This is a genomic window from Paraburkholderia sp. CNPSo 3274, from assembly GCF_024206475.1.
Taxonomy (GTDB): Bacteria; Pseudomonadota; Gammaproteobacteria; order Burkholderiales; family Burkholderiaceae; genus Paraburkholderia.
In genome coordinates, this window is record NZ_JAMBPR010000021.1 from 25,332 (window position 1) to 51,958 (window position 26,627).

Below are 26,627 nucleotides of genomic sequence, written 5' to 3' on the forward strand. Positions count from 1 at the left end.
AGGGTGAGCCCTGGGTGCCGTCGCTCATTGCGCCCTGGATTCAGGCGACCCTTGTTTGTATCGTAGCGACGCCAAAAATCGACCTTTATATGCGTGGTGTAAATGTGGGTATCGCAGCGGCGCGAATTGCCACGACTATTTTGGTTGCGGATCGTAGAGGCCATGCGCAGCGCGTGCTGCGCGTCCCGAAGACGGCGGTGGACGCCGGGTAACCGGGCCAGCGGCGTCCTCGTCGGGACGCGTCGGCACCGGGCGCCTGGGCGACCGGCGAGGCCGGCGGGCGAGGCGAGGGCGTCTGGTTCACACGCCGTGCGCGAGTCCGAAGGAATGGCCAAGGCTCGCGGCGGCACGACAACGGAGCGAACAAGGACGATGGAACGCACACTCGCGCAGCGGCAAAACCCGCAAGACCCGCAAAAGCCTGGCAAGACGTTGCTGGTGAAAAACGCCGACATGCTGGTGACGATGGATGGCGCGCGCCGCGAGATTCGCGGCGGCGGCCTCTACGTCGAAGGCAACCGCATCGTCGCGGTCGGCCCGACGGCGGAACTGCCCGCCACGGCAGACGAGGTGATCGACGCCAGCGGCCACCTCGTGACGCCGGGGCTCGTCAATACGCACCACCACATGTACCAGAGCCTCACGCGCGCCGTGCCGGCCGCGCAGGATGCCGAACTGTTCGGCTGGCTCACCAATCTCTACAAGGTGTGGGCGAACCTCACGCCCGAGATGATCGAGGTCTCCACGCTCACCGCGATGGCGGAGTTGCTGCTCTCGGGCTGCACGACGTCCAGCGATCATCTGTACATCTATCCGAATGGCAGCCGCCTCGACGACAGCATTCGCGCGGCGCAACACATCGGCATGCGCTTTCACGCGAGCCGCGGCAGCATGAGCGTCGGCCAGAAAGACGGCGGCTTGCCGCCGGATTCCGTGGTCGAGCGCGAGGACGCGATTCTCGCCGACACGCAGCGCCTCATCGAGACGTATCACGACGAGGGCCGGTACGCGATGCTGCGCGTCGTTGTGGCGCCATGCTCGCCGTTCTCGGTGAGCCGCGACCTGATGCGCGAATCGGCGGTGCTCGCGCGGCATTACGGCGTGTCGATGCACACGCATCTCGCCGAGAACGTCAACGACATTGCTTACAGCCGCGAAAAGTTCGGCATGACGCCCGCCGAATACGCCGAGGACCTCGGCTGGGTGGGCCGCGACGTATGGCATGCGCACTGCGTACAGCTCGACGACCACGGCATTGGATTGTTCGGCCGGACCGGCACCGGCGTCGCGCATTGCCCGTGCTCGAACATGCGGCTCGCCTCGGGTATCGCGCCCGTGAAAAAGATGCGCCTCGCTGGCGTGCCGGTTGGGCTCGGCGTGGATGGCTCGGCGTCGAACGACGGCGCGCAGATGGTGGCCGAGGCGCGCCAGGCCATGCTGCTCGCGCGCGTGGGCTTCGGACCGGATGCCATGACGGCGCGCGAAGCGCTCGAAATCGCGACGCTGGGCGGCGCGCAGGTGCTGGGCCGCGACGACATTGGCGCGCTCGCACCCGGCATGGCGGCCGACTTCGTGGCGTTCGACCTGCGCCAGCCGCTGTTCGCGGGAGCGCTGCACGATCCGGTCGCGGCGCTCGTATTCTGCGCACCCTCACAGGTCGCGCTGAGCGTGATCGGCGGGCGCGTGGTCGTGAAGGAGGGCGTGGTGCAGACGGTGGAGCTTGGGCCGGTCATCGAGCGGCATAACCGGCTCGCGGCACAACTCGTGCAGATGGCGCGCTGAGGCAGGCAAGCGCGCAACGCACAGGCGTGTTGAAAAGGTCAGGCGGCCGCAGCAACGTGCGGCCGTGCTACTCAAGGCTTGTTGATCAGCGTCTTCGTCGCTTCGGCGATGAGGCTGCGTAACCAGCGTACTTCGTCCGAGTAATGACAGCGTTCGTGCCACAACTGGTAGTACTGCATCGGCGGGAAGTCGAGCGGCGCGGGCACGACCGTAAGCGGCAGGAAGCGCGCATAGTGGTCGGCGAAAAGGCGCGTGGTCGTGAAGACCAGGTCCGACTTCACGAGCACGTAGGGCGCGAGATTGAAGTACGGGAGCGTGACGACCACGTGGCGCTTGAGGCGCTCGCGCGCGAGGTGCACGTCGATGGCGCCGCGTTGGCCCACGGAATAGGGCGTGGGCGCGAGATGTGGCGCGTTCAGATACTGGTCGAGCGTGAGCCCGCCGCGCTTGGCGAACGGGTGCGCGTTGCTCATCAGGCAGACGATCTGGTCGACAAACAGGTTCGAGAGGTGCAACTGTTCGGGCGGCTCGGGCCAGTTGCCGATAACGATATCGAGCTTGCCTTCCTCGAGCGCGAGTTCGTAGTCGAACGCGGGCCCGAGCGAGTGAAACTCGAGCGTGGCGTTGGGCGCGGCCTGGCGAAAGCGCTCGACCACGGTCGGCACGAACAGGACGTTCAGATAATCAGGACAGCCAATCCGGTAACAGCGGATGGACGTGGCCGGATCGAAATTGTGCTGCTGAAAGCGGATGCGCTCGATCTCGCGCAGCGCGTTCTGGACGGGTTCGAGCAGGCGCAGGCCGTACTCGGTCGGCACCATGCCGGACTTGCCGCGCACGAGGAGCGGGTCGCCGGTGATGTCGCGCAGACGCCGCAGCGCCGCGCTGATTGCGGGCTGGGACTGATTGAGCTTGACGGCCGCGCGTGTCACGCTGCGCTCCATCAGAAGCGTGTGCAAGACGCGCAAGAGGTACGTGTCGATCGCCTCGCGTTGCTGACTCATGAATTCTCCGAATTATATGTTCTGGCTGATCGATGAGGCTTGGGGGTATATCGTTTTTAATATGGACAAAAAGTGGCGTCAAGCGAGGCTTACCCCGAGGCTCGCGCCGCGTCGCCCGTGCAGCGAGGCAACAGCGAATTTTGGCGGCTCGACCTTCACAGGGCTAACAGGTATCGTCACCCCCGCACCGCGGCGCACGACCAGCGCACTACGTCTCGCGCGCGGTGGCAAGCGTCAAACGGTTATCGGACAGCAATAACGTACAACGGCGGAACCTCCATGGGCGATTCTTCTTCACGTCAGGCAACGCTTGAGCAACACGGCAGCGGTGTGCCGCGCCTCGCGCTTGCCGGCATCACGAAGCAGTACCCGGCGGTGCGCGCGAACGACGATGTCACGCTCTCGGTCGCGCCTGGCGAAATTCACGCCTTGCTCGGCGAGAACGGCGCGGGCAAGAGCACGCTCATGAAGATCGTCTACGGCGCGGTGCGCCCGGACGCGGGCGAGATCCGCTGGGAAGGCCACGCCGTTGAAATCGCGAATCCGGCTGCGGCGCGCAAGCTCGGCATCGGCATGGTGTTCCAGCATTTTTCGTTGTTCGAAACGCTGACCGTTGGCGAGAACATCGCGCTCTCGCTCGACGAACCGTTCGACCTGAAAACGCTCGGCAAGCGTATTCGCGAGGTGTCGGCGCAATACGGCCTCGATGTCGATCCGCAGCGCCACGTGCATAGCCTCACGGTGGGCGAGCGTCAGCGCGTGGAGATCGTGCGCTGCCTGCTGCAGAATCCGCGTCTGTTGATCATGGACGAACCGACTTCGGTGCTCACGCCGCAAGCGGTGCGCAAGCTGTTCGGCACGCTGCGGCGTCTGGCTTCCGAAGGCTGCAGCATTCTCTATATCAGTCACAAGCTCGACGAAATCCAGGAGCTTTGCGATACGGCCACCGTGCTGCGTGGCGGCAAGGTCACAGGCCACGTCATTCCGCGCGAAGAAACGCATGCGTCGCTCGCGCGGTTGATGGTCGGGCGCGACCTGCCCGACTACACGCGGCGCGCGCACGCGCCCGGCGACGTGCTGCTCGAAGCGAAGCATCTGTCGATGCCGAGCGACGACCCGTTCGGCACGTCGCTCAACGACGTTTCGTTCAGCGTGCACGCGGGCGAGATACTCGGTGTCGCCGGCGTCTCGGGCAACGGCCAGGCGGAATTGCTCGCCGCGCTCTCCGGCGAGGCGCAAGCGGCCCGCCACGGTGTGAGCGCCGATGCCGTCAAGATTTGCGGCAAGCCCGCAGGACGCCTTTCGGCCGGGGCGCGCCGAAAGCTCGGCTTCGCATTCGTGCCGGAGGAGCGGCTTGGGCGCGGCGCGGTCCCGGCCATGTCGCTTGCCGAAAACGCCTTGCTCACGGCACACCGCGAAGGCATGGTGCGCTCGGGCTGGCTCAAGACCGGCGCGATGCGCGCGTTCGCCGAGCGCTGCATCGGCGCGTTCGATGTGCGCTGCGGCGGCCCGGACGCGCTCGCGCAAAGCCTCTCGGGCGGCAATCTGCAGAAGTACATCGTGGGGCGCGAGATTCTCCAGGCGCCGAAGGTGCTCGTGGTCGCGCAGCCCACCTGGGGCGTGGACGTAGGCGCGGCCGCATTCATTCGCCAGGAGTTGCTCGATCTTTCGGCGCGCGGCGTGGCGATACTCGTGATCTCGGAGGAACTGGAGGAGCTGTTCGACATCTGCGACCGCATTGCGGTGCTCGCGGGCGGACGCCTGTCACCCGCGCGTTTGACCGGCGAGACGAACGCCGAGGAAATCGGCCGCTGGATGGCGGGGCTCTTCGGCGAGCGCTCGGATCGTGGAGACGGCGGTGGCCGGCCCAACGGCGAGCCGCCCGCGCAGACCGTAGCGAACGCATGATAGGCGACACATAACGACAGGCAACGGCGCGCGAACGCACATCAACCACCCGAGACAGACCAACGACTTCACGACCATGATCTTCCCGTACCGACTCGAAGCCCGCACGACGCCGTCGCGCACGGTGCGCATCGCCGTGCCGCTCATTGCGGCGCTGCTTACGCTCGCCATCGGCTTCCTGATCTTCGGCCTCGTGGGCCGCGATCCCTTGCAGGCGATGCACGCGTTCTTCATCGAACCGCTGTCGAGCGTCAACGGCTGGTCCGAGCTCTTGCTCAAGGCCTCGCCGCTATGCCTGATCGCGCTCGGTCTCGCGGCGGGATATCGCGCCAACGTGTGGAACATCGGCGCGGAAGGGCAGATGGTGCTGGGCGGTATCGCGGCGAGCGGCGTGGCGATCTATTTCGATCAAGCCACGGGCTGGTGGATCCTCGTCCTGATGATGTTCGCGGGCGTGCTGGGCGGCATGGCGTGGGCGGCGATTCCCGCGTGGCTCAAGAGCCGCTTCAACACCAACGAGATACTCACGAGCCTGATGCTCACCTACGTCGCCACGCAACTGTTGATCTGGCTCGTAAGCGGTCCGTGGCGCGACCCGCAAGGCATGAACTTTCCGCTCTCCGAAATGTTCAGCGGCGACGCGCTCTATCCGACCTTCGGCGGCGACTGGCGCATCCACTGGCTGCGCGGCACGCGCCTGAACGCATCTATTTTCGTTACGCTTGCGGCCATTCCGCTCGTGTGGCTCTTCATGCGCCGCAGCTTCGCGGGCTATCGCATGAGCGTGGGCGGGCTCGCGCCGCTCGCTGCGCGCTATGCGGGCTTCTCGGAGAAAAAGACGATCTGGACGTCGCTGCTGCTTTCCGGTGGCCTCGCGGGGCTCGCGGGCATGGGCGAGATTGCCGGCCCCATTGGCCAACTGCAAGCGACGTGGTCGCCGGGCTACGGCTTCACGGCGATCATCGTTGTGTTCGTGGGGCGTCTGCATCCGGTCGGCATCGTGCTCGCGAGCCTCTTGATGGCGCTGCTCTACCTGGGCGGCGAAGCCGTGCAGACATCGCTGCAATTGCCGCAGGCGCTTTCCGGCGTGTTCCAGGGGCTGCTGCTCTTCTGCCTGCTCGGCGCGGACCTCTTCGTGAACTATCGCGTGCGCCGCCGTCATCCGGTCGCGGTTGCGAGCTGATCAGCGCAATCCAGAGAACAACCAAACGGGCCACACGACATGGATATCCAGCAAGCCAGTTCACTCGCCTCGAGCGCCGTCACCGCCGCCATTCCGCTCATGTTCGCGGGCGTGGGCGAACTCGTCACAGAGAAGTCGGGCGTGCTCAACCTCGGCGTGGAAGGCATGATGCTGATGGGCGCCGTCACGGGCTACGCGGTCACGACCATTAGCGGCAGCCCATGGCTCGGCCTCGTTGCGGGCATGGCCGCCGGTGTTGTGATGGCGTTGCTGTTCGGTTTTCTCGTGCTCACCATGCTGGCCAACCAGGTCGCAACGGGCCTCTCGCTCACGATCTTCGGCGTCGGGCTTTCGGCGTATGTCGGCAAGCCGTACACCTCGGCCGCCACGTCGGCGACCATCTCAGCGTGGCCGATTCCGGGGCTCTCGCAACTGCCCGTCGTCGGGCAAGCGTTTTTTAGCCTCACGCCTGTCGACTACCTCGCATTCATCATGTTTGCCGTCGTCGGCTGGTTCCTCTATCGCACGCGCGCCGGGCTCGTGCTGCGCTCGGTGGGCGAGTCGCCGCAGGTCGCGCATTCGGTGGGCTTTCCCGTGATCGGCGTGCGCTATGGCGCAACGGCCTTCGGCGGCGCGATGGCAGGCCTCGCGGGCAGCTACTACTCCGTGGTGCAACTGCATTTGTGGCAAGAGCAGATCACGGCAGGGCGTGGCTGGATCGCGCTCGCGCTCGTCGTGTTCGCGACCTGGCGGCCGGGGCGCCTCCTGATCGGCGCGCTGCTCTTTGGCGCGGTCACGGGCGCGCAGTTCTATGCGCAGGCCGTAGGCGTGCCGGTGCCCACGCAGTTCCTGGCCATGCTGCCGTACGTCGCGACGATCGTCGTGCTCGTGCTCATTTCGCGCAACCCGAACACGATCCGCCTGAACGCGCCGGCTTCGCTCGGCAAGCCGTTCTTTGGGGCCGCCTAGGTGGGGCCGCCTAGGTGGGGCCGCCCAGGTGGGGCCGCCCAGGCAGGGCCATTTGTCCGGAATGCTAACCAACACGCCTTGAACGCTCGCAGTTCCCCATCCACGACAGGAGATCCACGATGAAAAAAACCATCCTGACCGCTTTCGCCGTCGCCGCCACGTGCGGCACGGCGGCCCTCGCGCCAGCGGCCCACGCCGCCGACGCGCCGGGCGTCGCGTTCGTCTATCTCGGCAATCCGGGCGATGCCGGCTGGACTTTCGCGCACGATCAGGGCTCGAAGGTCGCCGAGCAGAAGTTCGGCAACAAGATCAAGATCACGCGCGTGGAAAACGTGCCGGAATCGGCGGATTCGGAACGCGTGTTCCGCGATCTCGCGAACAAGGGCAACAAGATCATCTTCGGCACGAGCTTCGGTTATCAGGACTTCCAGCTGAAGGTGGCGAAGGATTTCCCGGACACCGTGTTCCTGCACGCAACGGGCTACAAGAAGGCGCCGAACTTCGGCACCTATGACGTGCGCATGTATCAGGGCGCGTATCTCGCGGGCGTCGCGGCGGGTTACGCGACGAAGACCAACACGCTCGGCTTCGTCGCCTCGGTGCCGATTCCCGAGGTCGTGCGCAACATCAATGCGTACACGCTCGGCGCGCGCTCGGTGAATCCGAAGGTGCACACCAAGGTCATCTGGATCAATAGCTGGTTCGATCCGGGCAAGGAGAAGCAGGCCGCCGAAACGCTGATCGGCCAGGGCGCCGACGTGCTGCTGCAAAACACCGATTCGAGCGCCACGCTCGCCACCGCCGAAGAGAAAAAAGTCCACGCGTTCGGCTGGGATTCGAACATGAAGAAGTTCGGGCCGCACGCGCACCTGGGCTCGGTCGAGGCGAACTGGGGCGTGTACTACGTCGCTGCGATCCAGCAGGTGCTCGATGGCAAGTGGAAGAATGACCCCGTGTGGTGGGGCATTCCGCAAAAGGCCGTCGATCTCGGCGACGTCAACACGTCTGAGCTTTCGGCCGACGCGCAAAAGGCCGTCGCCGCGAAGCGCGAACAGATCGCGAGCGGCAAGTGGGACGTCTTCTCGGGCCCGATCAAGGATCAGACGGGCGCAGTCAAGATCCCGGCCGGCAAGACGCTGACCGACCCGGAACTGCAACGCCTGAACTGGTACGTCGAAGGCGTGGACGGCTCGCTGCCGAAGTAAGCATGAGTCGGGCGCTCGCGCCGCCTGACACGGCGACGGCGCGGGTGCGAGTGCATTCTTCGTACGATTTCGACGTGCGTACGCGAAACGGCTGCGGGTAGCCTGCGAGGCTCGCGCAGCCGTTTTGCCTTGATGGCCGTCCGCAAAGATCTGGCGCCGACGCGGCGCGAAGCCGCGCCGCGTCAGTCGTCAAGGCGTATACCCACCTTGATCGTGACCTGCCAGTGCGAGACCTGGTCGTTTTCGATCAGGCCGCGGGTTTCCACGACCTCGAACCAGTGCAGGTGGCGCAGCGTCTTCGACGCCCGCGCGATGGCGCAACGAATGGCGTCGTCGCTGGACTCCTTGGACGAGCCGGTAAGTTCGATCTGCTTGTAGACGTGGTCGTTCATGGCAGTGTCTCCTCGTGGGGGGCGCGCGGCGTCGGCGCGTCAATCGAGTATAGGTAACGGACCGGGGCGCAAGGGCAAAGATGAGAGAAGCCCGGCGCCGGTTATCACGGCGCCTCTCGCGAAAACGAGCATTCAACGTGCCCGTATTGCAGGCGCTAGAACGCAACGGCGAGCGACAGGAGACGAACGAGATGGACGGACAGGTATTGGGTTTTTGCGGACCGGGGCTGATGGGCGCGCCGATGATCCGTCATTTGCTGCACGCCGGGCACGCGGTGCGCGTGTGGAACCGCACGCCGGCGAAGGCCGAGGCGCTGATTGGCGACGGCGCGCAAGTGGCCGCGACGCCCAACGAGCTGGCGCGCGAGGCCGACGTGGTGTTGCTGTGCGTCGCCGATGCGGCGGCGGTCCAGCAGGTGGTGTTCGGCGAACACGGGCTTTTGGCCGGTGCGCCCGGCGAGAGCGTGCGCGTGCGGCGCATCGTCGATCATTCGAGCATTCCTCCTGACGCGACGCGCAGGCTCGCAGAGCGCGCGGCGGCGTTCGGCGTGGGTTGGATCGACGCGCCGGTTTCGGGCGGCGTGGCGGGCGCGCAGAACGGCACGCTGGCGATCATGGCGGGCGGTGCAACAGCCGACGTCGAAGCCATTACGCCGATCCTCGGCGCCTATGCGGCGCGCGTGACCCATATGGGTGGCGTGGGTGCGGGCCAGACCACCAAGCTGTGCAACCAGGCCATCGTCACGGCCACGGTCGCTGCGATTGCCGAAGCGGTGAGCCTCGCGCGCCGCAGCGGTATCGATGCGGCGAAGCTGCCCGAAGCGCTTGCGGGCGGCTGGGCCGATTCGACGTTGTTGCGCACGTTCGTGCCGCGCATGACGCAAGACGGGTTCGAATCCATCGGCGCGCTTAAAACGTTCCAGAAAGACGTGGACACGATCGCAGCAGCGGCCGCGCAGACCGGCACGCCCATGCCTGTCTCGGGCACGGTCCAGCAATTGCTGCGTCTGGGTGCAGCCATGGGCCTCGCGCAGGCCGATTTTTCGGGCTTCATCGACGTGTTGCAGACGCCGCGCACCGACGAAACCTGAGCGGATCGAGCACGTGCAGGCGATGCGGCCCCGTTGTAACCGGCGCGCACGGCGGCCTTCACATTCCTCACTTCTTGCCGTGTCATGCTGGGCGGAGCCGGGCTGTCCGCGCGGCTGAAACTCGCGCGTGAAGTGGCATAACCTGCTAAAATTACAGGTTTTTCGTCGATCTACTTACCGGGACGCGCTGTGCTCTCTACCGCCAACATCACCATGCAATTCGGGCCGAAGCCCTTGTTCGAGAACATCTCGGTCAAATTCGGCGAAGGCAACCGCTATGGCCTGATCGGCGCGAACGGTTGCGGCAAATCCACGTTCATGAAGATCCTCGGTGGGGATCTCGAGCAGAGTTCGGGCAACGTCATGCTCGAGCCGAACGTGCGTCTGGGCAAGCTGCGCCAGGACCAGTTCGCGTACGAAGACGTGCGCGTGCTCGACGTCGTCATGATGGGCCATACCGAAATGTGGGCCGCGATGACCGAGCGCGACGCGATCTACGCGAACCCCGAAGCCACCGACGACGACTACATGCATGCCGCCGAACTCGAAGCGAAGTTCGCCGAGTACGACGGCTACACGGCCGAAGCGCGCGCGGGCGAACTGCTGCTGGGCATCGGCATCGGCACGGACTTCCACAATGGGCCGATGAGCGGCGTGGCGCCGGGCTGGAAGCTGCGCGTGCTGCTCGCGCAGGCGCTGTTCTCGAAGCCCGATGTGCTGCTGCTCGACGAACCGACCAACAACCTCGACATCAACTCGATCCGCTGGCTGGAAGATGTGCTCAACGAGTACAACTCGACGATGATCATCATCTCCCACGATCGACACTTCCTGAACCAGGTCTGCACGCACATGGCGGACATGGATTACGGCACGCTCAAGATCTACCCGGGCAACTACGACGACTACATGCTCGCTTCGGCGCAGGCGCGCGAGCGTCAGGCCAACGCCAACGCCAAGGCGAAGGAGCGCGTGGCCGATCTGCAGGACTTCGTGCGCCGCTTCTCGGCGAACAAGTCGAAGGCGCGTCAGGCCACCAGCCGCCTGAAGATGATCGACAAGATCAAGATCGAGGAATTCAAGCCTTCGTCGCGACAGAACCCGTTCATCCGCTTCGAGTTCGAAAAGAAGCTGCACAACATCGTCGTGGTCGCGGAAGAGATCACGAAGACGTACGAGCGCCGCATCTTCAACAAGCTCAGCATCAGCGTGCAGCCGGGCGAGCGCATCGCGATCATCGGCGAGAACGGCGCGGGCAAGACCACGCTGCTGCGCTCGCTGCTCGGCAACCTGGCCGTCGATAACGGCTCGGTGAAGTGGGCGGAGAACGCGAACGTGGGCTACATGCCGCAGGACACGTACGAAGAGTTCCCGGCCGACGTCACGCTGATGGACTGGATCGACCAGTACCGTCAGGAGGGCGACGACGAGCAGTCGGTGCGCGGCACGCTGGGCCGTCTGCTCTTCAATGCGGACGACATCAGGAAGTCGGTGAAGGTATTATCGGGTGGCGAGAAGGGCCGCATGATCTGGGGCAAGCTGATGCTCGGCCGCCACAACGTGCTGCTCATGGACGAGCCCACGAACCACATGGACATGGAGTCGATCGAGTCGCTGCAGATCGCGCTCGAAAAGTTCGAAGGCACGCTCATTTTCGTGTCCCACGACCGTGAGTTCGTGAACGGCCTCGCCAACCGCATCATCGAGGTGAAAGCCGATGGCGCGGTCAAGGACTACAGCGGCAACTACGAAGACTTCCTGGCTAGCCAGGGGCTGCATTGAGTTTCGATCGCTGATCGAAGCGTGAAATGAAAACGGGCGGCGCGTGAGCGTCGCCCGTTTTGTTTTTGGCCCGCGTGCCTCCGCCCACTGCGCGCCCGCTTTACGTATGCGTCAACCACGTTAGAATGCACTGTCGCCGCGGCGAGCGCCGCGATGAAATGGCAAACGAACACGGAGCTTTGCATGGGATGGCAGTAAGTGCTCTGCATGAGCCCGGAGTAAGTGCTAAAGCACTAACTCCGGGCGACAGCTGAAGCGCAAACTGCCATCGACCGACAGGAGGAACACCCATGAACAACTACGCGCAGTTCTACATCAACGGCCAATGGGTCGCCCCGCAAGGCAAGGGCACGATCGACGTGATCGACTCGGGCACCGAGGCGGTGATGGGCCGCATCCCCGAGGGCATCGAAGCCGATGCCGAAGCAGCCGTGGCCGCCGCGCGCGCCGCCTTCGACGGCTGGGCCGCGACGCCCGCCGCCGAGCGCGGAGCGTATCTGCAGAAAATCGCCGACAACCTCAAAGCCCGTACCGACGAACTCGCGCAGCTGATCGCAGGCGAAGTCGGCATGCCGCTCAAACTCGCGCGCGCGATCCAGGTGGGTGGCCCGGTCTACAACTGGGGCGCTTACGCGCAGCTCGCAAGCGAGTTCCAGTACGAGGAGCGCGTGGGCAACTCGCTCGTCGTGCGCGAACCGGTGGGCGTCGTCGCGGCCATCACGCCGTGGAACTATCCGCTCAACCAGATCACGCTCAAGGTCGCCGCCGCGCTCGCCGCTGGCTGCACCGTCGTGCTCAAGCCTTCCGAGATCGCGCCGCTCAACGCATTCGTGCTCGCCGAGGCCATCCACGAAGCCGGGCTGCCCGCGGGCGTGTTCAACCTCGTGACGGGCTACGGTCCGGTGGTGGGCGAGGTGCTCGCGCGTCATCCGGACGTCGACATGGTGTCGTTCACCGGCTCGACGCGTGCGGGCAAACGCGTGTCGGAAGTCGCGTCGGCCACGGTCAAGCGCGTCGCGTTGGAGCTGGGCGGGAAATCGGCCTCCGTCGTGCTCGACGACGCCGACTTCGCAGCCGCCGTGAAAGGCACGGTGGGCGCGTGCTTCCTCAACTCGGGGCAGACCTGCTCGGCCCATACGCGGATGATCGTGCCGGAGTCGCGTTACGAAGAAGCGCGAGACCTCGCGAAGCAGGCCGCCGAGGCGTTCAAGGTGGGCGATCCGCGCGACGAGAAAGCGAAGCTCGGCCCGCTCGCCTCGAAAGTGCAGCAGGAGCGCGTGCTGCAGTACATCGAGCGCGGCATGGCCGACGGCGCCGAACTCGTGACGGGCGGCCCCGGCATGCCGGAAGGCGTGACGCAGGGCTTCTTCGTGAAGCCGACCGTGTTCGGCCGCGTGCCGCGCGACGCGGCCATCGCCCAGGAAGAGATCTTCGGCCCGGTGCTGACGATCCTCACGGCGAAGGACGAAGACGACGCCGTGGCGATCGCCAACGACTCGCTTTACGGCCTCGGCGGCGCGGTCTGGGCCGGCAGCGACGAGCGCGCGATGCGCGTGGCGCGCCGTATCCGCACGGGCCAGATCGATATCAACGGGGGCACCTGGAACATGGCCGCGCCCTTCGGCGGCTTCAAGCAGTCGGGACACGGTCGCGAAAACGGCGCCTACGGCCTCGAGGAGTACCTGGAATACAAGTCGATGCAGTTCAAGGTGCCGAAGGGCTGATGAGGCATCTCGTCGCGCGCTATCGCAAATCTTTTAGTGCGACGTGTTGATGCAAGTCATAAACGCGGATTTCTTCACAGAAGTCCGCGTTTTTGTTTGATGTACGTCAATGTCTTATGTGGGGTACGCGCGACCATAGGCGCTTTGTCATCGACAGAGCACAACATGTTTCCTGGACACTCCTTCGCTCCGCTCCAGATTCGCGGCCGTCAACTCCTGCCCGTCGTGCAGGGCGGCATGGGTGTCGGCATTTCGGCACACCGGCTTGCTGGCAGTGTCGCCCGTGAAGGCGCGCTCGGCACGATCGCGAGCATCGACCTGCGCCATCATCACAGCGATCTCATGGACATGTGCCGCGCGGACCCGCGGCACGAAACGCTCGCTCGCGCGAACCTCATCGCGCTCGGCCGCGAGATCGCGGCGGCACGCAAGCTGGCAGGCGGCAACGGCATGATCGCCGTGAACGTCATGAAGGCGGTAAACGCCCATGCCGACTACGTGCGCGCCGCCTGTGAGCACGGCGCCGACGCCATCGTCATGGGCGCTGGCTTGCCGCTCGATCTGCCCGACCTCACGGCGGGCGTGGATATCGCGCTCGTACCGATCCTGTCCGACGCGCGCGGCGTCGCGCTCGTGCTCAAGAAGTGGATGAAGAAGGGCCGCCTGCCCGACGCCATCGTGATCGAGCATCCTGCCTACGCGGGCGGCCACCTCGGCGTGACCGACATCGCCGATATGGGCAACGAGCGCTTCGGTTTCACGCAGATCTTCGAGGAACTCGAAGGCGTCTATGCCACGCTCGGCATTTCGCGGCGTGACGTGCCGCTCGTCGTGGCGGGCGGCATCAACAGCCACGAGGCCGTGCGCAAATGGCTAGAGGCGGGCGCGAACGGCGTGCAGGTCGGCACGCCGTTCGCGGTGACCGAGGAGGGCGACGCGCACCCCGAATTCAAGCGCGTGCTCGCCGACGCGAAGCCTGAAGACATCGTCGAGTTCGTGAGCGTGACGGGCCTGCCCGCACGCGCGGTGAAAACGCCGTGGCTCGAACGTTACCTGCGCAACGAGTCACGTATTCGCACCAAGATCGGCTCGCTCAAGCTTGCTTGCCCAACCGGTCTCGAATGTCTTTCTGCCTGCGGGCTGCGCGACGGCATCGAGAAATTCGGCCACTTCTGCATCGACACGCGCCTCGCTGCGGCGTTGCGTGGCGACGTCGCGAACGGCTTGTTCTTCCGCGGCCGTGAAGCGTTGCCGTTCGGCAATGCGATCCGCAGTGTCCGCGACCTGCTGGAGTTGCTGCTGACCGGCGCGGCGCGACCTGCGGTCGCACAACGCGCAGCCTTCGCACTGGCTTGATAAGCATCAAAACGGCGCCAGACCCCGTCTCTGACAATTTGTAGGCCTTCAAAGGCTGGACCTACAGACACGGGGATTATCGATGTATAAAGCAATTAGAAAGGTAGCGGCAACTGCCGCGCTCACTATGGGCGCGGCCTGCCTGGCAGTGCCGGCCAGCGCGGCCGGTTCGCCCGACTCGGGCATTTACGCGGGAGACTGGCTGGTGCGCCTGCGCGCGATCGAGATCGCGCCGGACGCGCGCGGCAACGGTACGCTCGGTGCGATTGGCGCGGACGTGAACAACGCCATCGTGCCCGAAGTCGACTTCACCTACATGGCGACCAACAATATCGGCGTCGAGCTGATTCTCGGCACGTCGCGCAACCAGGTGACGTCGAATATCGGTGCGCTCGGCGGCGTGGGCGTGCTGCCGCCTACGCTGCTGCTGCAGTATCACTTCAACAACGCGGGTAGGGTGCGGCCGTACGTGGGTGCGGGCATCAACTACACGCTGTTCTACAACAACGGGCTGCACGCAGGCGGGCAGTCGGTTTCCATCGATAACCACAGCTGGGGTCCGGCGCTGCAGTTCGGCATCGACTTCCAGGTGACGAAGCGCATCTTCGTGAACGCGGACATCAAGAAGATCTGGATGCACACCGACGCGTCGCTGGCTGGCACGTCTCTCGGCACGTTGCATATCGATCCGCTCGTGGTGGGTCTGGGCGTCGGCATGAAGTTCTGATCGATCGCTTGACCACCGCTTTTTCGAACGCCGGCTTGTCCGGCGTTTTTTATTCGTGTTCAGGCGCGGTCTTTCTGGAAGCGCATGGCGGTGCCGTCGCGCTCGATGCGCTCCCACACGGCGCGCTTTTCCTCGTCGCTCAGAAAGACCCAGTTGGAGACTTCCACGGCGGTGCGCCCGCAGCCCTTGCAGACGTCGTCGAAGAGTGTCGAGCACACACCGATGCACGGGCTGTCGGGGAGGTCGTGGAGATTGGATGCCATTGAAGAGCCTTGGGGCGTGGCCGGGCGTCGCGCGCGCCGGCTTCGGTACGAAACGCCGCTATGTTAACCGATACGGAGCGGGGTGGCCGCCCGCACCTTCATGCGAGCCGCGGCGACGTGCGATGCGCGATGAATCGGCCAGACCACTGCAAGGCGATAGCAAGGTGAAGGGTGGCGCCGTGCCCCGCCGGTAGCAGGCCGTCGCGCGCATGCGCCACTGGAGCGGTTTTTTGTGGACACGGCCCGTGAAACGGCTAAAATTGCGCGCGATTTACCGTCCGCGCGTGGCTTGCCGTTGTTCCATGGCCCATGTTCCGTTTGCGCGACACGCCCGCGTTTTATTTCTTGCCGGGCGGGTTTGATGGTAGGTTTTGGGAAAGTCAGGGGAGCCGTGCACAAGCGATACGAAGCACGGCACGAAGCGAGGCAGGCAGCCGGCAGGTGCCGGTCAGGATCGGAGAACGGGATGAAGAAAGGGGTTGTGGCGCAACTGGCCGCGCTCGCACTGTGCGCGGCGCCGTGGATGACGTCGGTGGCGAAGGACACGCAGCTGAACGTGTACAACTGGTCCGATTACATCGCCAAGGACACGATTCCGAACTTCACGAAGCAGAGCGGTATTCAGGTCAAGTACGACAACTACGATAGCGACGACACGCTCCAGGCGAAGCTGCTCGCGGGCAACTCGGGCTACGACATCGTCGTGCCGACCAGCAATTACGCGGGCAAGCAGATCGCCGCCGGCATTTTCGCGCCGCTGGACAAGTCGAAGATCCCCAACCTCAAGTATCTCGATCCGCAGCTGATGGCGCTCGTCGCCGGCGCGGATCCGGGCAACAAGTACGCGGTGCCCTGGGCGTACGGCACGACGGGTCTCGCCTATAACGTCACAAAGGCGCAGCAGATCCTCGGCAAGAATGTGCCGCTCGACAACTGGGACATCCTCTTCAAGCCCGAGAACATTTCGAAGCTGAAAGCCTGTGGCGTGTCCCTGCTCGACGCGCCTGACCAGATGTTCGCGGCCGCGCTGCACTACATCGGCCGTGATCCGCTCTCGACGAACCCGGACGATTATCGCGCCGCGCTCGCGATGATGAAGAAGATCCGCCCGTACATCACGCAGTTCAACTCGTCGGGCTACATCAACGACCTCGTGGGCGGCGACATCTGCTTCGCGTACGGCTGGTCAGGCGACGTCGTGATCGCCAAGCACCGCGCCATCGACGCGAAGAAGCCCTACAAGATCGAGTACTACATCCCGAAGGGCGGCGCGCCGATCTGGTTTGACGTGATGACCATCCCGAAGGATGCGCAGCACAAGGAAGCCGCGAACGAATGGATCAACTACATCGAGACGCCGCAGGTCCACGCCGCGATCACGAATGCGGTCTACTACCCGAGCGCGAACGCGGAAGCGCGCAAGTATGTGGACAAGGACATCGCCAACGACCCGGCCGTGTACCCGCCGCCCGAGGTCCTGAAGACGCTGTTCCTGCTCAAGCCGCTGCCGCCTGAGATCCAGCGCCTGCAGACACGTCTGTGGACCGAGTTCAAGTCGGGCCGCTGACGCGCTCGCAGCGGTTGATATTCGATCCTGTTTTACCCCGAGCCCTCGGCACGATGCCGGGGGCTTTGTTCGTCAACCCCGTCCAGCATTCACGCAGAAACAGGCAGGGCAGAGAGAATCATGAGTGACCAGTCGAGCGCGCCGGCATCCGCCGGCTCGCTGCCTTCGGGCTTCAGCGCGGCAGATTCGGCCGCGGACAACTTCGTGCAGATCGTCGATGTCGTCAAAAAGTTCGGCGAGACAGCAGCCGTTAAGGGCGTCAATCTGTCGGTGAAGAAGGGCGAGCTGTTCGCGCTGCTCGGCAGCTCGGGCTGCGGCAAGTCCACCTTACTGCGCATGCTCGCGGGTCTCGAAACCGTGACGTCGGGCAAGATCCTGATCGACGGCGAGGATCTCGCGTCGATGCCGCCGTACCGCCGGCCGGTCAACATGATGTTCCAGTCGTACGCGCTCTTTCCGCACATGACGGTGGAGGCGAACGTGGGCTTCGGGCTGCGCCAGGAAGGCGTGAAGAAAGGCGAACTCAAGGATCGCGTGGCGACCGCGCTCGAACTCGTGCAGATGACGCGATTCGCCAGGCGCAAGCCGCACCAGCTCTCGGGCGGCCAGCAGCAGCGCGTGGCGCTCGCGCGTTCGCTCGTGAAGCGCCCCAAGCTGCTCCTGCTCGACGAGCCGATGTCGGCGCTCGACAAGCAGATTCGCCAGCGCACGCAAATCGAACTCGTCAACATTCTCGACAAGGTCGGCGTCACCTGCATCATGGTCACGCACGACCAGGAAGAAGCGATGACGATGGCGGGGCGCCTCGCGGTGATGAGCGAAGGCGAGATCGTCCAGCTCGGCACGCCGAACCAGGTCTACGAGTTCCCGAACAGCCGCTTCTCGGCGGAGTTCATTGGCTCGACTAATCTTTTCGATGGCAATGTGGTCGAGGACGAGCCTGACCACGTGTTCGTCGAGTGCGCCGAGCTGCCGGTGCGTCTCTACGTGAACCACGGCATCACCGGACCACTCGGCATGCCCGTGACGATCTCGGTGCGCCCGGAGCGTATCGCGCTTACGCGCAAGCCGCCCGAGGGCGTGTTCAACTGGGGCAAGGGCGTGGTCAAGAACATCGCCTACATGGGCGGCTACTCGCTCTATCACGTCAAGCTCGACTCGGGCAAGACGGTGATCGCGAACATGTCGAGCCTCGCGCTCTCCGAGATCGACTCGCCCACGTGGGAAGACGAAGTCTACGTGCGCTGGAGCGCTTCGGCTGGGGTGGTGCTGACGTCATGAGCGCGACGACTTTGCGCAACATCCTCAACTGGCCGGCGAAGCGCTTCAACCTGACCGGGCGCACGGCCGTCGTGGCGGGCCCGTTCATCTGGCTGCTGCTGTTCTTCCTCGTGCCGTTCGTCCTGGTGGTGAAGATCAGCTTCGCCGACCAGCAGCTCGGCATTCCGCCGTACACGCAGCTGACGTCGTTCGCGGATGGCGTCTGGCATATTGCGCTCGACTTTTCGCACTACGCGTTCCTGTTCCAGGACAGCCTGTACTTCGCGACCTACGTGAATTCGGTGGTCGTGGCGGCGATTTCGACGCTGCTATGCCTCATCATCGGCTATCCGATGGCGTATTACATTGCGCGCTCGAATCCGGCCTCGCGCAACATCCTCATGATGGCCGTGATGCTGCCGTTCTGGACGTCGTTCCTGATCCGCGTGTACGCATGGATCGGCATCTTGAAGAACAACGGACTGCTGAACAATTTCCTGATGTCGATCGGCATCATTCATTCGCCCATCGAGCTTTATCACACGAACACGGCGGTCTATATCGGCATGGTGTATTCGTATCTGCCGTTTCTCGTGATGCCGCTCTACGCGCACCTCGTGAAGATGGACCTCACGCTGCTCGAAGCCGCCTACGACCTCGGCGCGAAGCCGTGGCGCGCGTTCGTGGAGATCACGCTGCCGCTCTCGAAGAACGGCATCATCGCTGGCTGCCTGCTCGTGTTCATCCCGGCGGTGGGTGAGTACGTGATTCCTGAGCTGCTCGGCGGCGCGAACACGCTGATGATCGGCCGCGTCATGTGGAACGAGTTCTTCGACAATGCCGACTGGCCGATGGCCTCCGCGGTAACGTGCGCGATGGTGCTCCTGCTGCTCGTGCCGATGGCGCTGTTCCAGCACTACCAGGCGAAGGAACTGGAGGGCCGCAGCAAATGAAACCGAATCGCGTTCTGCAGTTCATCGCGCTCGGCCTCGGCTTCGCGTTCCTCTATATTCCGATCCTGAGCCTGATCGTCTACTCGTTCAACGAGTCGCAACTCGTGACGGTGTGGACGCGCTTTTCCACGCGCTGGTATCAGGCGCTCATCACGGACGACGAGTTGATCACCGCTGCGTGGCTCTCGCTGCGCATCGCGCTGATGACGGCGTTCGCCTCGGTGTTCATCGGCACGTGGGCGGGCTTCGTGCTCGCGCGCATGGGGCGCTTTCGCGGCTTCACGCTCTTCTCGGGCATGATCAACGCGCCGCTCGTGATTCCCGAAGTGATCCAGGGCATTTCGCTGCTGCTGCTCTTCGTGGAAATGGGCAAGCTGATCGGCTGGCCCGCGGGGCGCGGCGTGTTCACGATCTGGATCGGCCACGTCATGCTGTGCATTTCGTACGTCGCGATCATCGTGCAGTCGCGCGTGCGCGAGCTGAACCCGTCGCTCGAAGAAGCGGCGCTGGACCTTGGCGCAACGCCGTTCAAGGTGTTCTTCCAGATCACGCTGCCGCTCATCTCGCAAGCGCTTGCGGCGGGCTGGCTGCTCTCGTTCACGCTGTCGATCGACGATCTGGTGCTCTCGGCGTTCCTTTCGGGCCCGGGCTCGACCACGTTGCCGCTCGTGGTGTTTTCGCGCGTGCGCCTTGGCCTGAACCCGGAGATGAACGCGCTCGCGACGCTCTTCATCGCGGTCGTGACGGTGGGCGTGATCGCCGGCAACTACTTCATGCAGCGCGCGGAGCGCAAGCGGATGGCCTTCGCGGTCTGAGAGCCTCCGCGCTTCGAGGCGCATGCAAAAAGCGGCGCGCGGGCAGCCATGTCCGCGCGCCGTTTGCTTTTTGCGGCGCAGTCGTTACAGCCGGTATCCCATACGAAACCCGCCCCAGTGCCGCCCGTTCACGAAGATCGGCGCGGAGGCGTCCTTCATCATCACGAACGTGCCGCCGCCCATGTCGCGACGGTAGGTTTGCAGCAGGAAGGGCTTGGTATGCGAACCGGCTGCGCGCCCCGCGCGGTCGTTGAAAATTCGATGATTACGGCAGTTCGCGGCGTTCCACACCGGGTCGGCGCCCTGCGGATGCGAGAACTTGCGATTGTGGGTCGGTATATAGCCGCGCGGATCGATCGCTACGCAGAAGGCGACGCGTTCGTCGAACGTAAGCAGCGGTTCGAGGATCGGGGGCAGCACACGGTCGGTGAAAGCCGTGAAGCGCGTCATATGCTGCTGCGGGTTCGTGTTCGGCACCGGCGCGTAGACGCTGTCGAACAGATCCGCTTCGCCGATGTCGCCACGCGCGAGCGCGCCTTCGAACAGCTTGCTCACCTGGCAGGCGGCGCGCTGGACCGTCTCGATAAAGCGGGTATCGTCGGTTTCTACGCCGGTTGCGGCGGAAAGCTCGATGAGCGTTTCCGAGACCTCGAGCAGCTTGCCGAGCTGATCCTTCGCCTGCACGAAGTTGCGCCCCGAATCTTCGACGCCCGCGACCATCTCGCCCACCTGACTTTCGAGGCCGTCGCATTTCGTCTCGATCTCCCCTGTGAGCTGGGCGATCTGGCCGGCGTGCTCGTCGAGCTGCATGATCGCCTGGCCGGTGCTGTGCACGGCCTCGCCGATCGTGTGCGTGCCCGCGCGCACGCGATGCGCGCGTTCGGTGTTGGCGGTGCCCTCGGCGATAAGCTGCTCGGTCTTCTGCGTGAGTTGCCCGAGGGTTTGCTCGATCTGGCCGGTGGCCTGTGCAGTCTTGGCGGAGAGGTTCTTCACCTCGGCTGCGACCACGGCGAAGCTTTTGCCGGACTCGCCCGCGCGCGCCGCTTCGATGGCCGCGTTGAGCGCGAGAAGCTGGGTTTGCCGCGCGATCAGGGAGATTTCCTCCGAGACCTTCGAGACATGCGCGAGCGCGCTCTTGAGCGCCCGGATCTGCGTCTCGATGACGGTGACGCTCTCCACGAGACCGTGAATATCGGCAAGCGACGCCTCGATGGTCTGCTGCGACTGCTGCACGGTGGCGGCGGTGCCTGTGCTCAGCTCGCGCATGGCGCGCGCGGCCGTGGCGATCTGATGGTTGCCGGCGAGGGTGTGGGCCGCCGACTCGCGCAGGGCGTGGCACACGTCGGTCTGGCGCTGCACACGCGCGGCGACTTCGTCGACATGGCCCGCCACGTCGCAGATCTCAATACCGAGCCTGCCGGCGTGTGCGGCAATGTCGCCCACGACGCCGGCGGATTTTCCCGCGCGGCGGCGACCGCGCAGACCCAGCAAACGCAAACGTGTCATCCGGTGTCTCCTTTGTCGATGGCACTTGGCACCTGGTGCTTTAGCGCTCAGTGCCATCCCATGCATGGCTGCCCGGTGCGAACCAGCAAGTGCCGACAATTGCGGAAAAGCTGCGTGCCCGGTCGTCAGCAGGTCCGATCGCCGGGCTTTCTGAGCTTGTTTACGGCGTGTAACACGGGGACTTGAGCGCAGGGGGGCGCCCGGCGCTATGATCGGGAACTCGGGCGCTTCGAAAGCCGGCAATGAGGAGCGGAGGGGCGTCGTGATGGGAGCAAGATGATCGAGGCGATGATCGAAGCAGCAATCAAGGCAACAAGCGGCGGGAGCGCGCCGCTCGCGCTCTGGCAGCAGCTGATCCAGCTCTGGGAGCTGATCGTGATGGTGTTGCGCTTCCTCTGGGAGCTGTTGAAGCTCCTCGGCGGCGGCGGTTGAACGACAAAGGGCAGACGATGATCGACGATTCCACCCGGCGTTTTACCGACCGGGTCGCAGACTACGTGAAATTCCGGCCGACCTATCCGCGCGAAGTGGCGACCTTCGTGCATGTGGAGTGCGGCATCGCGCCGGGTGCGTCCGTGGCCGACATCGGCGCGGGCACAGGCCTTTCCACGAAACTCTTTCTCGACGCGGGCCATCCGGTCACGGCCGTCGAGCCGAACGCAGCCATGCGCGCTGCGGCGGACGAACTGCTGGGCGGCTACAAAGGCTATCGCAGTGTGGCGGGCACGGCGGAGGCGACGACGCTCGAAGCCGCGAGCGTGGATCTCGTGAGCGCCGCGCAGGCGTTCCACTGGTTCCACAAGGCCGACGCGCAGCACGAATTCGCGCGCATCCTGAAGCCGCGCGGCAAGATCGTGCTGTTCTGGAACAGCCGCCTGCTCGAAGGCTCGGCGTTTCTGGCGGGCTACGAGGCGCTCCTGCAGCGTTTTTGCCCCGACTACGCGCGCGTGGCCGAAACCTATCCCGACTCGGCCGCGATGGCCGACTGGTTCGGCGATGGCTTCGAGCATCAGACCGTGTTCCCGAACGCGCAATGGCTCGACTTCGATGGCCTGCGCGGACGGCTGATGTCGTCGTCGTACGCACCGCGCGCGGGCGATGAACGCCACGAGCCGATGCTCGCGGCGCTGCGCGAGCTGTTCGAGGCGACACAAAAGGACGGCACCGTGAACTTCGCCTACGAGACGCGCGTGTACGCCGGGCATCCGCAGCGCGTCTAGCGCTCGAACGCGTAGTCTGCGGTGCGCACGCGGCGCGTTATGCGGCGGAACATGAACGTGAAGCCGGGCCATAGCGCGGTGTTCTTGCCCGCCTGCGTGAGGTAATAGCTGCGGCAGCCCGACTGCCACACCGTGCGCGCGAAGCGCGCTTGCACACGCGCGTTCCAGCTTTGCTGCGCCTCCGCGCGAACCTCCATCGTGCGGGCGCCCGAGCGCTGCAGCGCGAGGATGCAGGCCGCGATATAGGCGATATGCGACTCGATCATGTAGATCATCGAGTTGTGCCCGAGCGCCGTATTCGGCCCGATCACGAAGAAGAAATTCGGGAAGCCCGCGACGCTCGCGCCGAGGTAGGCCTCGGGGCCGTCGCGCCGCCACGTCTCGCCCAGGTCCTGGCCGCCTGCGCCCGTCACCTGGAAAGGCGCGTCCACATCGTTGACCAGAAAGCCCGTGCCGCAGACGATCGCGTCGTAAGGCCGATGGGTGCCGTCGGCGGTGACGATGCCATCGGCGACGACCTCGCGGATCGCGTCGGTCACCAGCTCGACGTTGGGCTGCGCGAGGGCAGGGTAGTAGTCGCTCGAGATCAGCACCCGCTTGCAGCCCAGCAGATAGTCGGGCGTGAGGCGCGCGCGCAGGTCGGGGTCTTTCACCTTGTGCGCGAGGTAGCTCAGCGCGAACTTCGTCGGCGCCTTGAGCAGGCGCGGCTCCACGGCGAAGCCGAGCGCACGCGATTCGTGCTGCCAGTAAATCCTGGCGCGCGCCACGCGTTGCGCGAAGGGCATGTGCCGATAAATCCAGCGCCAGCGTTCGCTGATGGCGCGGTCGCGCCGCGGCATGATCCACGGCGGCGTGCGCTGAAACACCGTGAGCTGCGCCGCGCGCGGCTGGATATGCGGCACGAACTGGATCGCGCTCGCACCGGTGCCGATCACGGCGATGCGCTTGCCTTCGAGCGCGTAGTCGTGGTCCCAGCGCGCCGAGTGGAAGAGCTTGCCTTCGAAGCGCTCGATGCCCGCGATATGCGGCAGCGCCGGGCGCGAGAGCGGACCGTTCGCTGCGATCACGATATCGGCTTCGATCGTCGTTAGCGCGCCGTCGCGTTCGATCTCCACTTGCCAGAAGCCGCGCGCCTCCAGGAAGCGCGCCGCGCGCACGCGCGAACGGTATTCGATGAAGCGCTCGACGTCGTACTTGTGCGCACAATGGCGCAGGTAGTCGAGAATTTCGTGCTGCGGCGCGAAGGTACGCGTCCAAGCCGGATTCAGCTCGAACGAAAACGAGTAGAGGTGCGAAGGAATATCGCAAGCGGCGCCCGGATAGGCGTTGTCGCGCCAGGTGCCGCCGAGGCCTTCGGCTGCCTCGTAGATCGTGAACGATTCCACGCCCATGCGAAGCAGCCGGATCGCCATGCCGATCCCGGAAAAGCCGCCGCCGATGATGGCGATGCGCAGCGCGCCCCCGTTGCCGAGCGCTCCATTGGCCATGTGTGCATCCGCCGTTATGTGTGATGTGCGATGGGCTGTGTTTTGCGCCGATGCAAAACGGGCTCCGTAAAGGAGCCCGTCGTTGCTTTAGCGGCGTGCGCTGGGGAAGGCTCAGGCGTTCAGGAGTTGTTCCAGTCGTCCGAGCTGTCGTTGCTGCCCATATCGACACCGCCGCCGCCCGAGCCGTCGTCCCAGTCGTTCGACCCCTGGCCGAAGTCGAGGCCGCCGCCATTATTGCCGTCGCGCTGAACCCGGCGGCCGTCGTCGTCGACAAAGACATCGCGCTCTATCACGCGGTCACGGCCATGGTTGAGTGCTTCGCCGAGCAGCACGCCCGTGAGCAGGCCACCCATGCCGCCCATGCCACCGCCGCCTTGCTGCACGATGACCTGCGGCGGTTGCTGCGGCGGCGCAGGCGGATACTGCGGCTGACGTCCAAATGCGGCGTCGGCTTCTCGCGCGTAGGTGGAGTTGCTGCCGTAGTCCGGCGCTGCAGGCTGCGCATTCGGATCGGGGCGGCCTTCGGCGCGCGCCTTGAGGCTCGCGAACTGGCGTTCGAGATCCTCGATCTCATACGGCGGCCGCGGATTCGCGCTGTTCGAGAGCGTTTCGACCATGCTGCGCAACTGCGCTTCGAGTCCTTCGACTTCCTTTTCGAGCGCTTCGTGGCCGGGCGCGGTCGACAGCTTCACGTCGAGCTTGAGCGAACGCACGCCGTTGAGCAGCTCAGTGGCGCGCTTGAGCTGATCGCGGCGGTCGTCGCCGGCCTTCGCGTCTTCGGTGGACTTCGCGCGGCGCAGGGTCCAGCGCAGCACGAGCGCAATGCCGACCAACAAAATGGCGATACCAATCCACATGCCCATACCAGGACCTCGCTTTTGCGGCGCAGCCGCTTGTTGCTGCGCGAACGGGTTATCCGCGCTGCTCGTCTTCACAGCACCGGCGCGCGAGGCGTCGGACCGAATCTTTGCTTCGACCTGCGCGAAACGTTGCGGCTGGGTGAAGCGGATTTGCGGGTCGAGCGACTTCGCTTGCTCGACCTGGGTGAGCGCGTCGCTGTAACGACCTTCGCGGTCGAGCACCTGGGCGTAGAGGTAATGAGCGCGAGCGTTGTCCGGGTGCGCCTGCAGGACTTCGGTCAGGCCGGAGTCGGCGCGCTGCCAGTCGCCCTGGGACATCGCGGATTCGATCTGCTGCACGCCAGGCACGGCGAACGCAACGCCGCCCGTGAAGGCGAGCGACGCGACAGCGATGCTTGCAGCGGCAAGAAACTTTTTCATGTTGCAGGCCGGGCGGATTGACGCCCGTCTCCATGGCATTCGATACGGGGATGCGGCGCTCTCGGGCGCCTGCGGACCATGCCGCCAGCACGGACCATGCCGCGCCGCATCCAGCACTCCGGCGCGCTGCTTACTGTGCCGGCGTGTTCATCTGCTTCTTGAGCGCCTCGAGGCGCTCGTCTACCGACGGACCCTTGTTGAGCGCCGCGAGCTTGTCTTCGAGCGCCTTGCCGCTCGACTGGTCGGACGAATTCAGGCGGGCGTCCGAGCGTGCGTTCGACAGCGCGACCTTCTCTTCCAGCTTCTGGAAGTCGCCATCGAGATTCTTCCCGCCGATGCCACCCAGCGCCGTGGCCGCGACATCCTTCGCCTGGGCGATCTGCTGCTTCGCCTGCAGGATGTTCGAGCGCGCGTTCAGATCGTTGCGGCGCTGGCGCATGTCGTCGATCTGCTGCTTCAGTTGATCGACCGACGGTTCGAGCTTCGCGAGTTCGCCCGCGAGCGCGTCGCGTTCGGCTTCGGCGGTTTGCTGCGCGCCGAGCGCTTCGCGTGCGAGCGCTTCGTCGCCCGATTGCAGCGCGCGCTTCGCGCCGTCTTCGTACTTCTTCGCCTTGTCGGCGGCCACGTCGCGCTTGCTTTGCTGTGTCGCGACCTGCGCCTGGATCTCGACGAGCGAGTTCTCCGCGCGGGCGATGCTGTCGTCGAGCTCACGCACGATCTGGCGCGCGTCGCGCGACGGATCCTGCACCGAGTCGGCCGCGTCGTTGAGCAGGCCCTTGACGGTGCGGGAGATGGAGTCGAAAAGCGACATGAATTCCTCCAGTGAAATGAGATCGGCCATGGTGGGCCGAGGTGCGTGCATGCGGTTGGGTTTCACGCGCCAGCCGGCTGCCAAATGGCTGATCCATCTGCCAGCTTACGCCGCTTTGCGCCGGGCGCCCATGCACGGCGCAAATCGGGGCGAGTGCGGCAATTGCAATAGCGTGAACGGGTTTTCTTGCACGCGTGTGTTCATCAGAACGGGGCCCGGCTGCGCCGCTCGAAGCACCGCTGCAGGCCGGGCGCCGCCATCGATCGCGGATATTACACCACGGGCCGTCTTAAAAGGGACTTAAAGGAATTGGGCCCGCACGGCGCTCGCGGGCGCGTGTGT

Annotated in this window: 23 protein-coding genes; 16 read left to right on the plus strand and 7 right to left on the minus strand. The window is 64.9% G+C overall.

The window, feature by feature from the left end; genetic code table 11:
* Nucleotides 1–372: 372 nt before the first annotated feature.
* Nucleotides 373–1,782: an 8-oxoguanine deaminase gene (locus M3I54_RS16380; RefSeq protein ID WP_254337596.1), complete on the plus strand. Its 1,410-nt coding sequence runs from the start codon at nucleotides 373–375 to the stop codon at nucleotides 1,780–1,782.
* A gap of 71 nt (nucleotides 1,783–1,853) precedes the next feature.
* Here M3I54_RS16380 and M3I54_RS16385 read toward each other — a convergent pair whose 3' ends face one another.
* Entirely contained in the window at nucleotides 1,854–2,786 is a 933-nt protein-coding gene (locus tag M3I54_RS16385; RefSeq protein ID WP_028204018.1) for a LysR substrate-binding domain-containing protein, read from the minus strand.
* A 279-nt stretch (nucleotides 2,787–3,065) separates the two neighbouring features.
* On the opposite strand from M3I54_RS16385, the gene M3I54_RS16390 reads away from it, so the two are divergent.
* From M3I54_RS16390 to M3I54_RS16405, 4 genes are all read left to right on the plus strand, one after another.
* On the plus strand, nucleotides 3,066–4,694 hold the full coding sequence (locus tag M3I54_RS16390) for an ABC transporter ATP-binding protein (RefSeq protein WP_254337598.1): 1,629 nt from the start codon (nucleotides 3,066–3,068) through the stop codon (nucleotides 4,692–4,694).
* A gap of 76 nt (nucleotides 4,695–4,770) precedes the next feature.
* On the plus strand, nucleotides 4,771–5,877 hold the full coding sequence (locus M3I54_RS16395) for an ABC transporter permease (RefSeq protein ID WP_254337600.1): 1,107 nt from the start codon (nucleotides 4,771–4,773) through the stop codon (nucleotides 5,875–5,877).
* A gap of 39 nt (nucleotides 5,878–5,916) precedes the next feature.
* Nucleotides 5,917–6,846 carry an ABC transporter permease gene (locus M3I54_RS16400; RefSeq protein ID WP_254337602.1) on the plus strand — a complete coding sequence of 310 codons (930 nt, stop codon included), beginning with the start codon at nucleotides 5,917–5,919 and terminating at the stop codon, nucleotides 6,844–6,846.
* Nucleotides 6,847–6,965: 119 nt separating this feature from the next.
* Nucleotides 6,966–8,051, plus strand: coding sequence for a BMP family ABC transporter substrate-binding protein (locus tag M3I54_RS16405; RefSeq protein ID WP_254337604.1), 1,086 nt, complete (start codon nucleotides 6,966–6,968; stop codon nucleotides 8,049–8,051).
* Between the two features lie 182 nt (nucleotides 8,052–8,233).
* Here the strand turns inward: M3I54_RS16405 and M3I54_RS16410 are convergent, their stop codons facing one another.
* Entirely contained in the window at nucleotides 8,234–8,443 is a 210-nt protein-coding gene (locus M3I54_RS16410; protein WP_254337606.1) for a dodecin, read from the minus strand.
* Nucleotides 8,444–8,634: 191 nt separating this feature from the next.
* On the opposite strand from M3I54_RS16410, the gene M3I54_RS16415 reads away from it, so the two are divergent.
* The 5 genes from M3I54_RS16415 to M3I54_RS16435 all read left to right on the plus strand — a co-directional run bounded on the left by M3I54_RS16415 (nucleotide 8,635) and on the right by M3I54_RS16435 (nucleotide 15,123).
* Nucleotides 8,635–9,534, plus strand: coding sequence for an NAD(P)-dependent oxidoreductase (locus tag M3I54_RS16415; RefSeq protein ID WP_254337746.1), 900 nt, complete (start codon nucleotides 8,635–8,637; stop codon nucleotides 9,532–9,534).
* A 189-nt stretch (nucleotides 9,535–9,723) separates the two neighbouring features.
* Entirely contained in the window at nucleotides 9,724–11,316 is a 1,593-nt protein-coding gene (locus M3I54_RS16420; protein ID WP_254337608.1) for an ABC-F family ATPase, read from the plus strand.
* Nucleotides 11,317–11,606: 290 nt separating this feature from the next.
* Nucleotides 11,607–13,040, plus strand: coding sequence for an aldehyde dehydrogenase family protein (locus M3I54_RS16425; RefSeq protein WP_254337610.1), 1,434 nt, complete (start codon nucleotides 11,607–11,609; stop codon nucleotides 13,038–13,040).
* 165 nt (nucleotides 13,041–13,205) lie between these two features.
* Nucleotides 13,206–14,396: a nitronate monooxygenase family protein gene (locus M3I54_RS16430; protein ID WP_254337612.1), complete on the plus strand. Its 1,191-nt coding sequence runs from the start codon at nucleotides 13,206–13,208 to the stop codon at nucleotides 14,394–14,396.
* Nucleotides 14,397–14,478: 82 nt separating this feature from the next.
* Nucleotides 14,479–15,123 (plus strand): OmpW family protein, encoded by a 645-nt coding sequence (locus M3I54_RS16435; RefSeq protein ID WP_375542153.1) that lies wholly within the window; start codon nucleotides 14,479–14,481, stop codon nucleotides 15,121–15,123.
* A gap of 59 nt (nucleotides 15,124–15,182) precedes the next feature.
* Here M3I54_RS16435 and M3I54_RS16440 read toward each other — a convergent pair whose 3' ends face one another.
* Nucleotides 15,183–15,386, minus strand: coding sequence for a DUF1289 domain-containing protein (locus M3I54_RS16440; protein WP_069265662.1), 204 nt, complete (start codon nucleotides 15,384–15,386; stop codon nucleotides 15,183–15,185).
* Nucleotides 15,387–15,852: 466 nt separating this feature from the next.
* Here M3I54_RS16440 and M3I54_RS16445 point away from each other — a divergent pair, with 466 nt between their 5' ends.
* From M3I54_RS16445 to M3I54_RS16460, 4 genes are all read left to right on the plus strand, one after another.
* On the plus strand, nucleotides 15,853–16,953 hold the full coding sequence (locus M3I54_RS16445; protein WP_254337614.1) for a polyamine ABC transporter substrate-binding protein: 1,101 nt from the start codon (nucleotides 15,853–15,855) through the stop codon (nucleotides 16,951–16,953).
* A 120-nt stretch (nucleotides 16,954–17,073) separates the two neighbouring features.
* Nucleotides 17,074–18,234: a polyamine ABC transporter ATP-binding protein gene (locus M3I54_RS16450; protein ID WP_302058977.1), complete on the plus strand. Its 1,161-nt coding sequence runs from the start codon at nucleotides 17,074–17,076 to the stop codon at nucleotides 18,232–18,234.
* Entirely contained in the window at nucleotides 18,231–19,166 is a 936-nt protein-coding gene (locus M3I54_RS16455; RefSeq protein ID WP_254337616.1) for an ABC transporter permease subunit, read from the plus strand. The genes M3I54_RS16450 and M3I54_RS16455 overlap by 4 nt, the downstream gene beginning before the upstream one ends.
* Entirely contained in the window at nucleotides 19,163–19,981 is an 819-nt protein-coding gene (locus M3I54_RS16460; RefSeq protein WP_254337618.1) for an ABC transporter permease subunit, read from the plus strand. The genes M3I54_RS16455 and M3I54_RS16460 overlap by 4 nt, the downstream gene beginning before the upstream one ends.
* Before the next feature lie 84 nt (nucleotides 19,982–20,065).
* Here M3I54_RS16460 and M3I54_RS16465 read toward each other — a convergent pair whose 3' ends face one another.
* Complete coding sequence (locus M3I54_RS16465; protein WP_254337620.1) at nucleotides 20,066–21,487, minus strand: methyl-accepting chemotaxis protein; 1,422 nt, start codon at nucleotides 21,485–21,487, stop codon at nucleotides 20,066–20,068.
* A gap of 276 nt (nucleotides 21,488–21,763) precedes the next feature.
* Here M3I54_RS16465 and M3I54_RS16470 point away from each other — a divergent pair, with 276 nt between their 5' ends.
* Together M3I54_RS16470 and M3I54_RS16475 are read left to right on the plus strand one after the other, a co-directional pair.
* Nucleotides 21,764–21,919: a hypothetical protein gene (locus tag M3I54_RS16470; RefSeq protein ID WP_254337760.1), complete on the plus strand. Its 156-nt coding sequence runs from the start codon at nucleotides 21,764–21,766 to the stop codon at nucleotides 21,917–21,919.
* Nucleotides 21,916–22,707 (plus strand): class I SAM-dependent methyltransferase, encoded by a 792-nt coding sequence (locus M3I54_RS16475; RefSeq protein ID WP_254337622.1) that lies wholly within the window; start codon nucleotides 21,916–21,918, stop codon nucleotides 22,705–22,707. The genes M3I54_RS16470 and M3I54_RS16475 overlap by 4 nt, the downstream gene beginning before the upstream one ends.
* On the opposite strand, the gene M3I54_RS16480 is transcribed toward M3I54_RS16475, so the two are convergent.
* From M3I54_RS16480 to M3I54_RS16490, 3 genes are all read right to left on the minus strand, one after another.
* Nucleotides 22,704–24,194 (minus strand): NAD(P)/FAD-dependent oxidoreductase, encoded by a 1,491-nt coding sequence (locus M3I54_RS16480; protein WP_254337624.1) that lies wholly within the window; start codon nucleotides 24,192–24,194, stop codon nucleotides 22,704–22,706. The genes M3I54_RS16475 and M3I54_RS16480 overlap by 4 nt on opposite strands.
* 119 nt (nucleotides 24,195–24,313) lie before the next feature.
* Nucleotides 24,314–25,474: a tetratricopeptide repeat protein gene (locus tag M3I54_RS16485; RefSeq protein ID WP_254337625.1), complete on the minus strand. Its 1,161-nt coding sequence runs from the start codon at nucleotides 25,472–25,474 to the stop codon at nucleotides 24,314–24,316.
* 130 nt (nucleotides 25,475–25,604) lie between these two features.
* Nucleotides 25,605–26,285, minus strand: a complete 681-nt coding sequence (locus tag M3I54_RS16490) for a PspA/IM30 family protein (RefSeq protein ID WP_254337627.1) — start codon at nucleotides 26,283–26,285, stop codon at nucleotides 25,605–25,607.
* Between the last annotated feature and the right edge of the window lie 342 nt (nucleotides 26,286–26,627).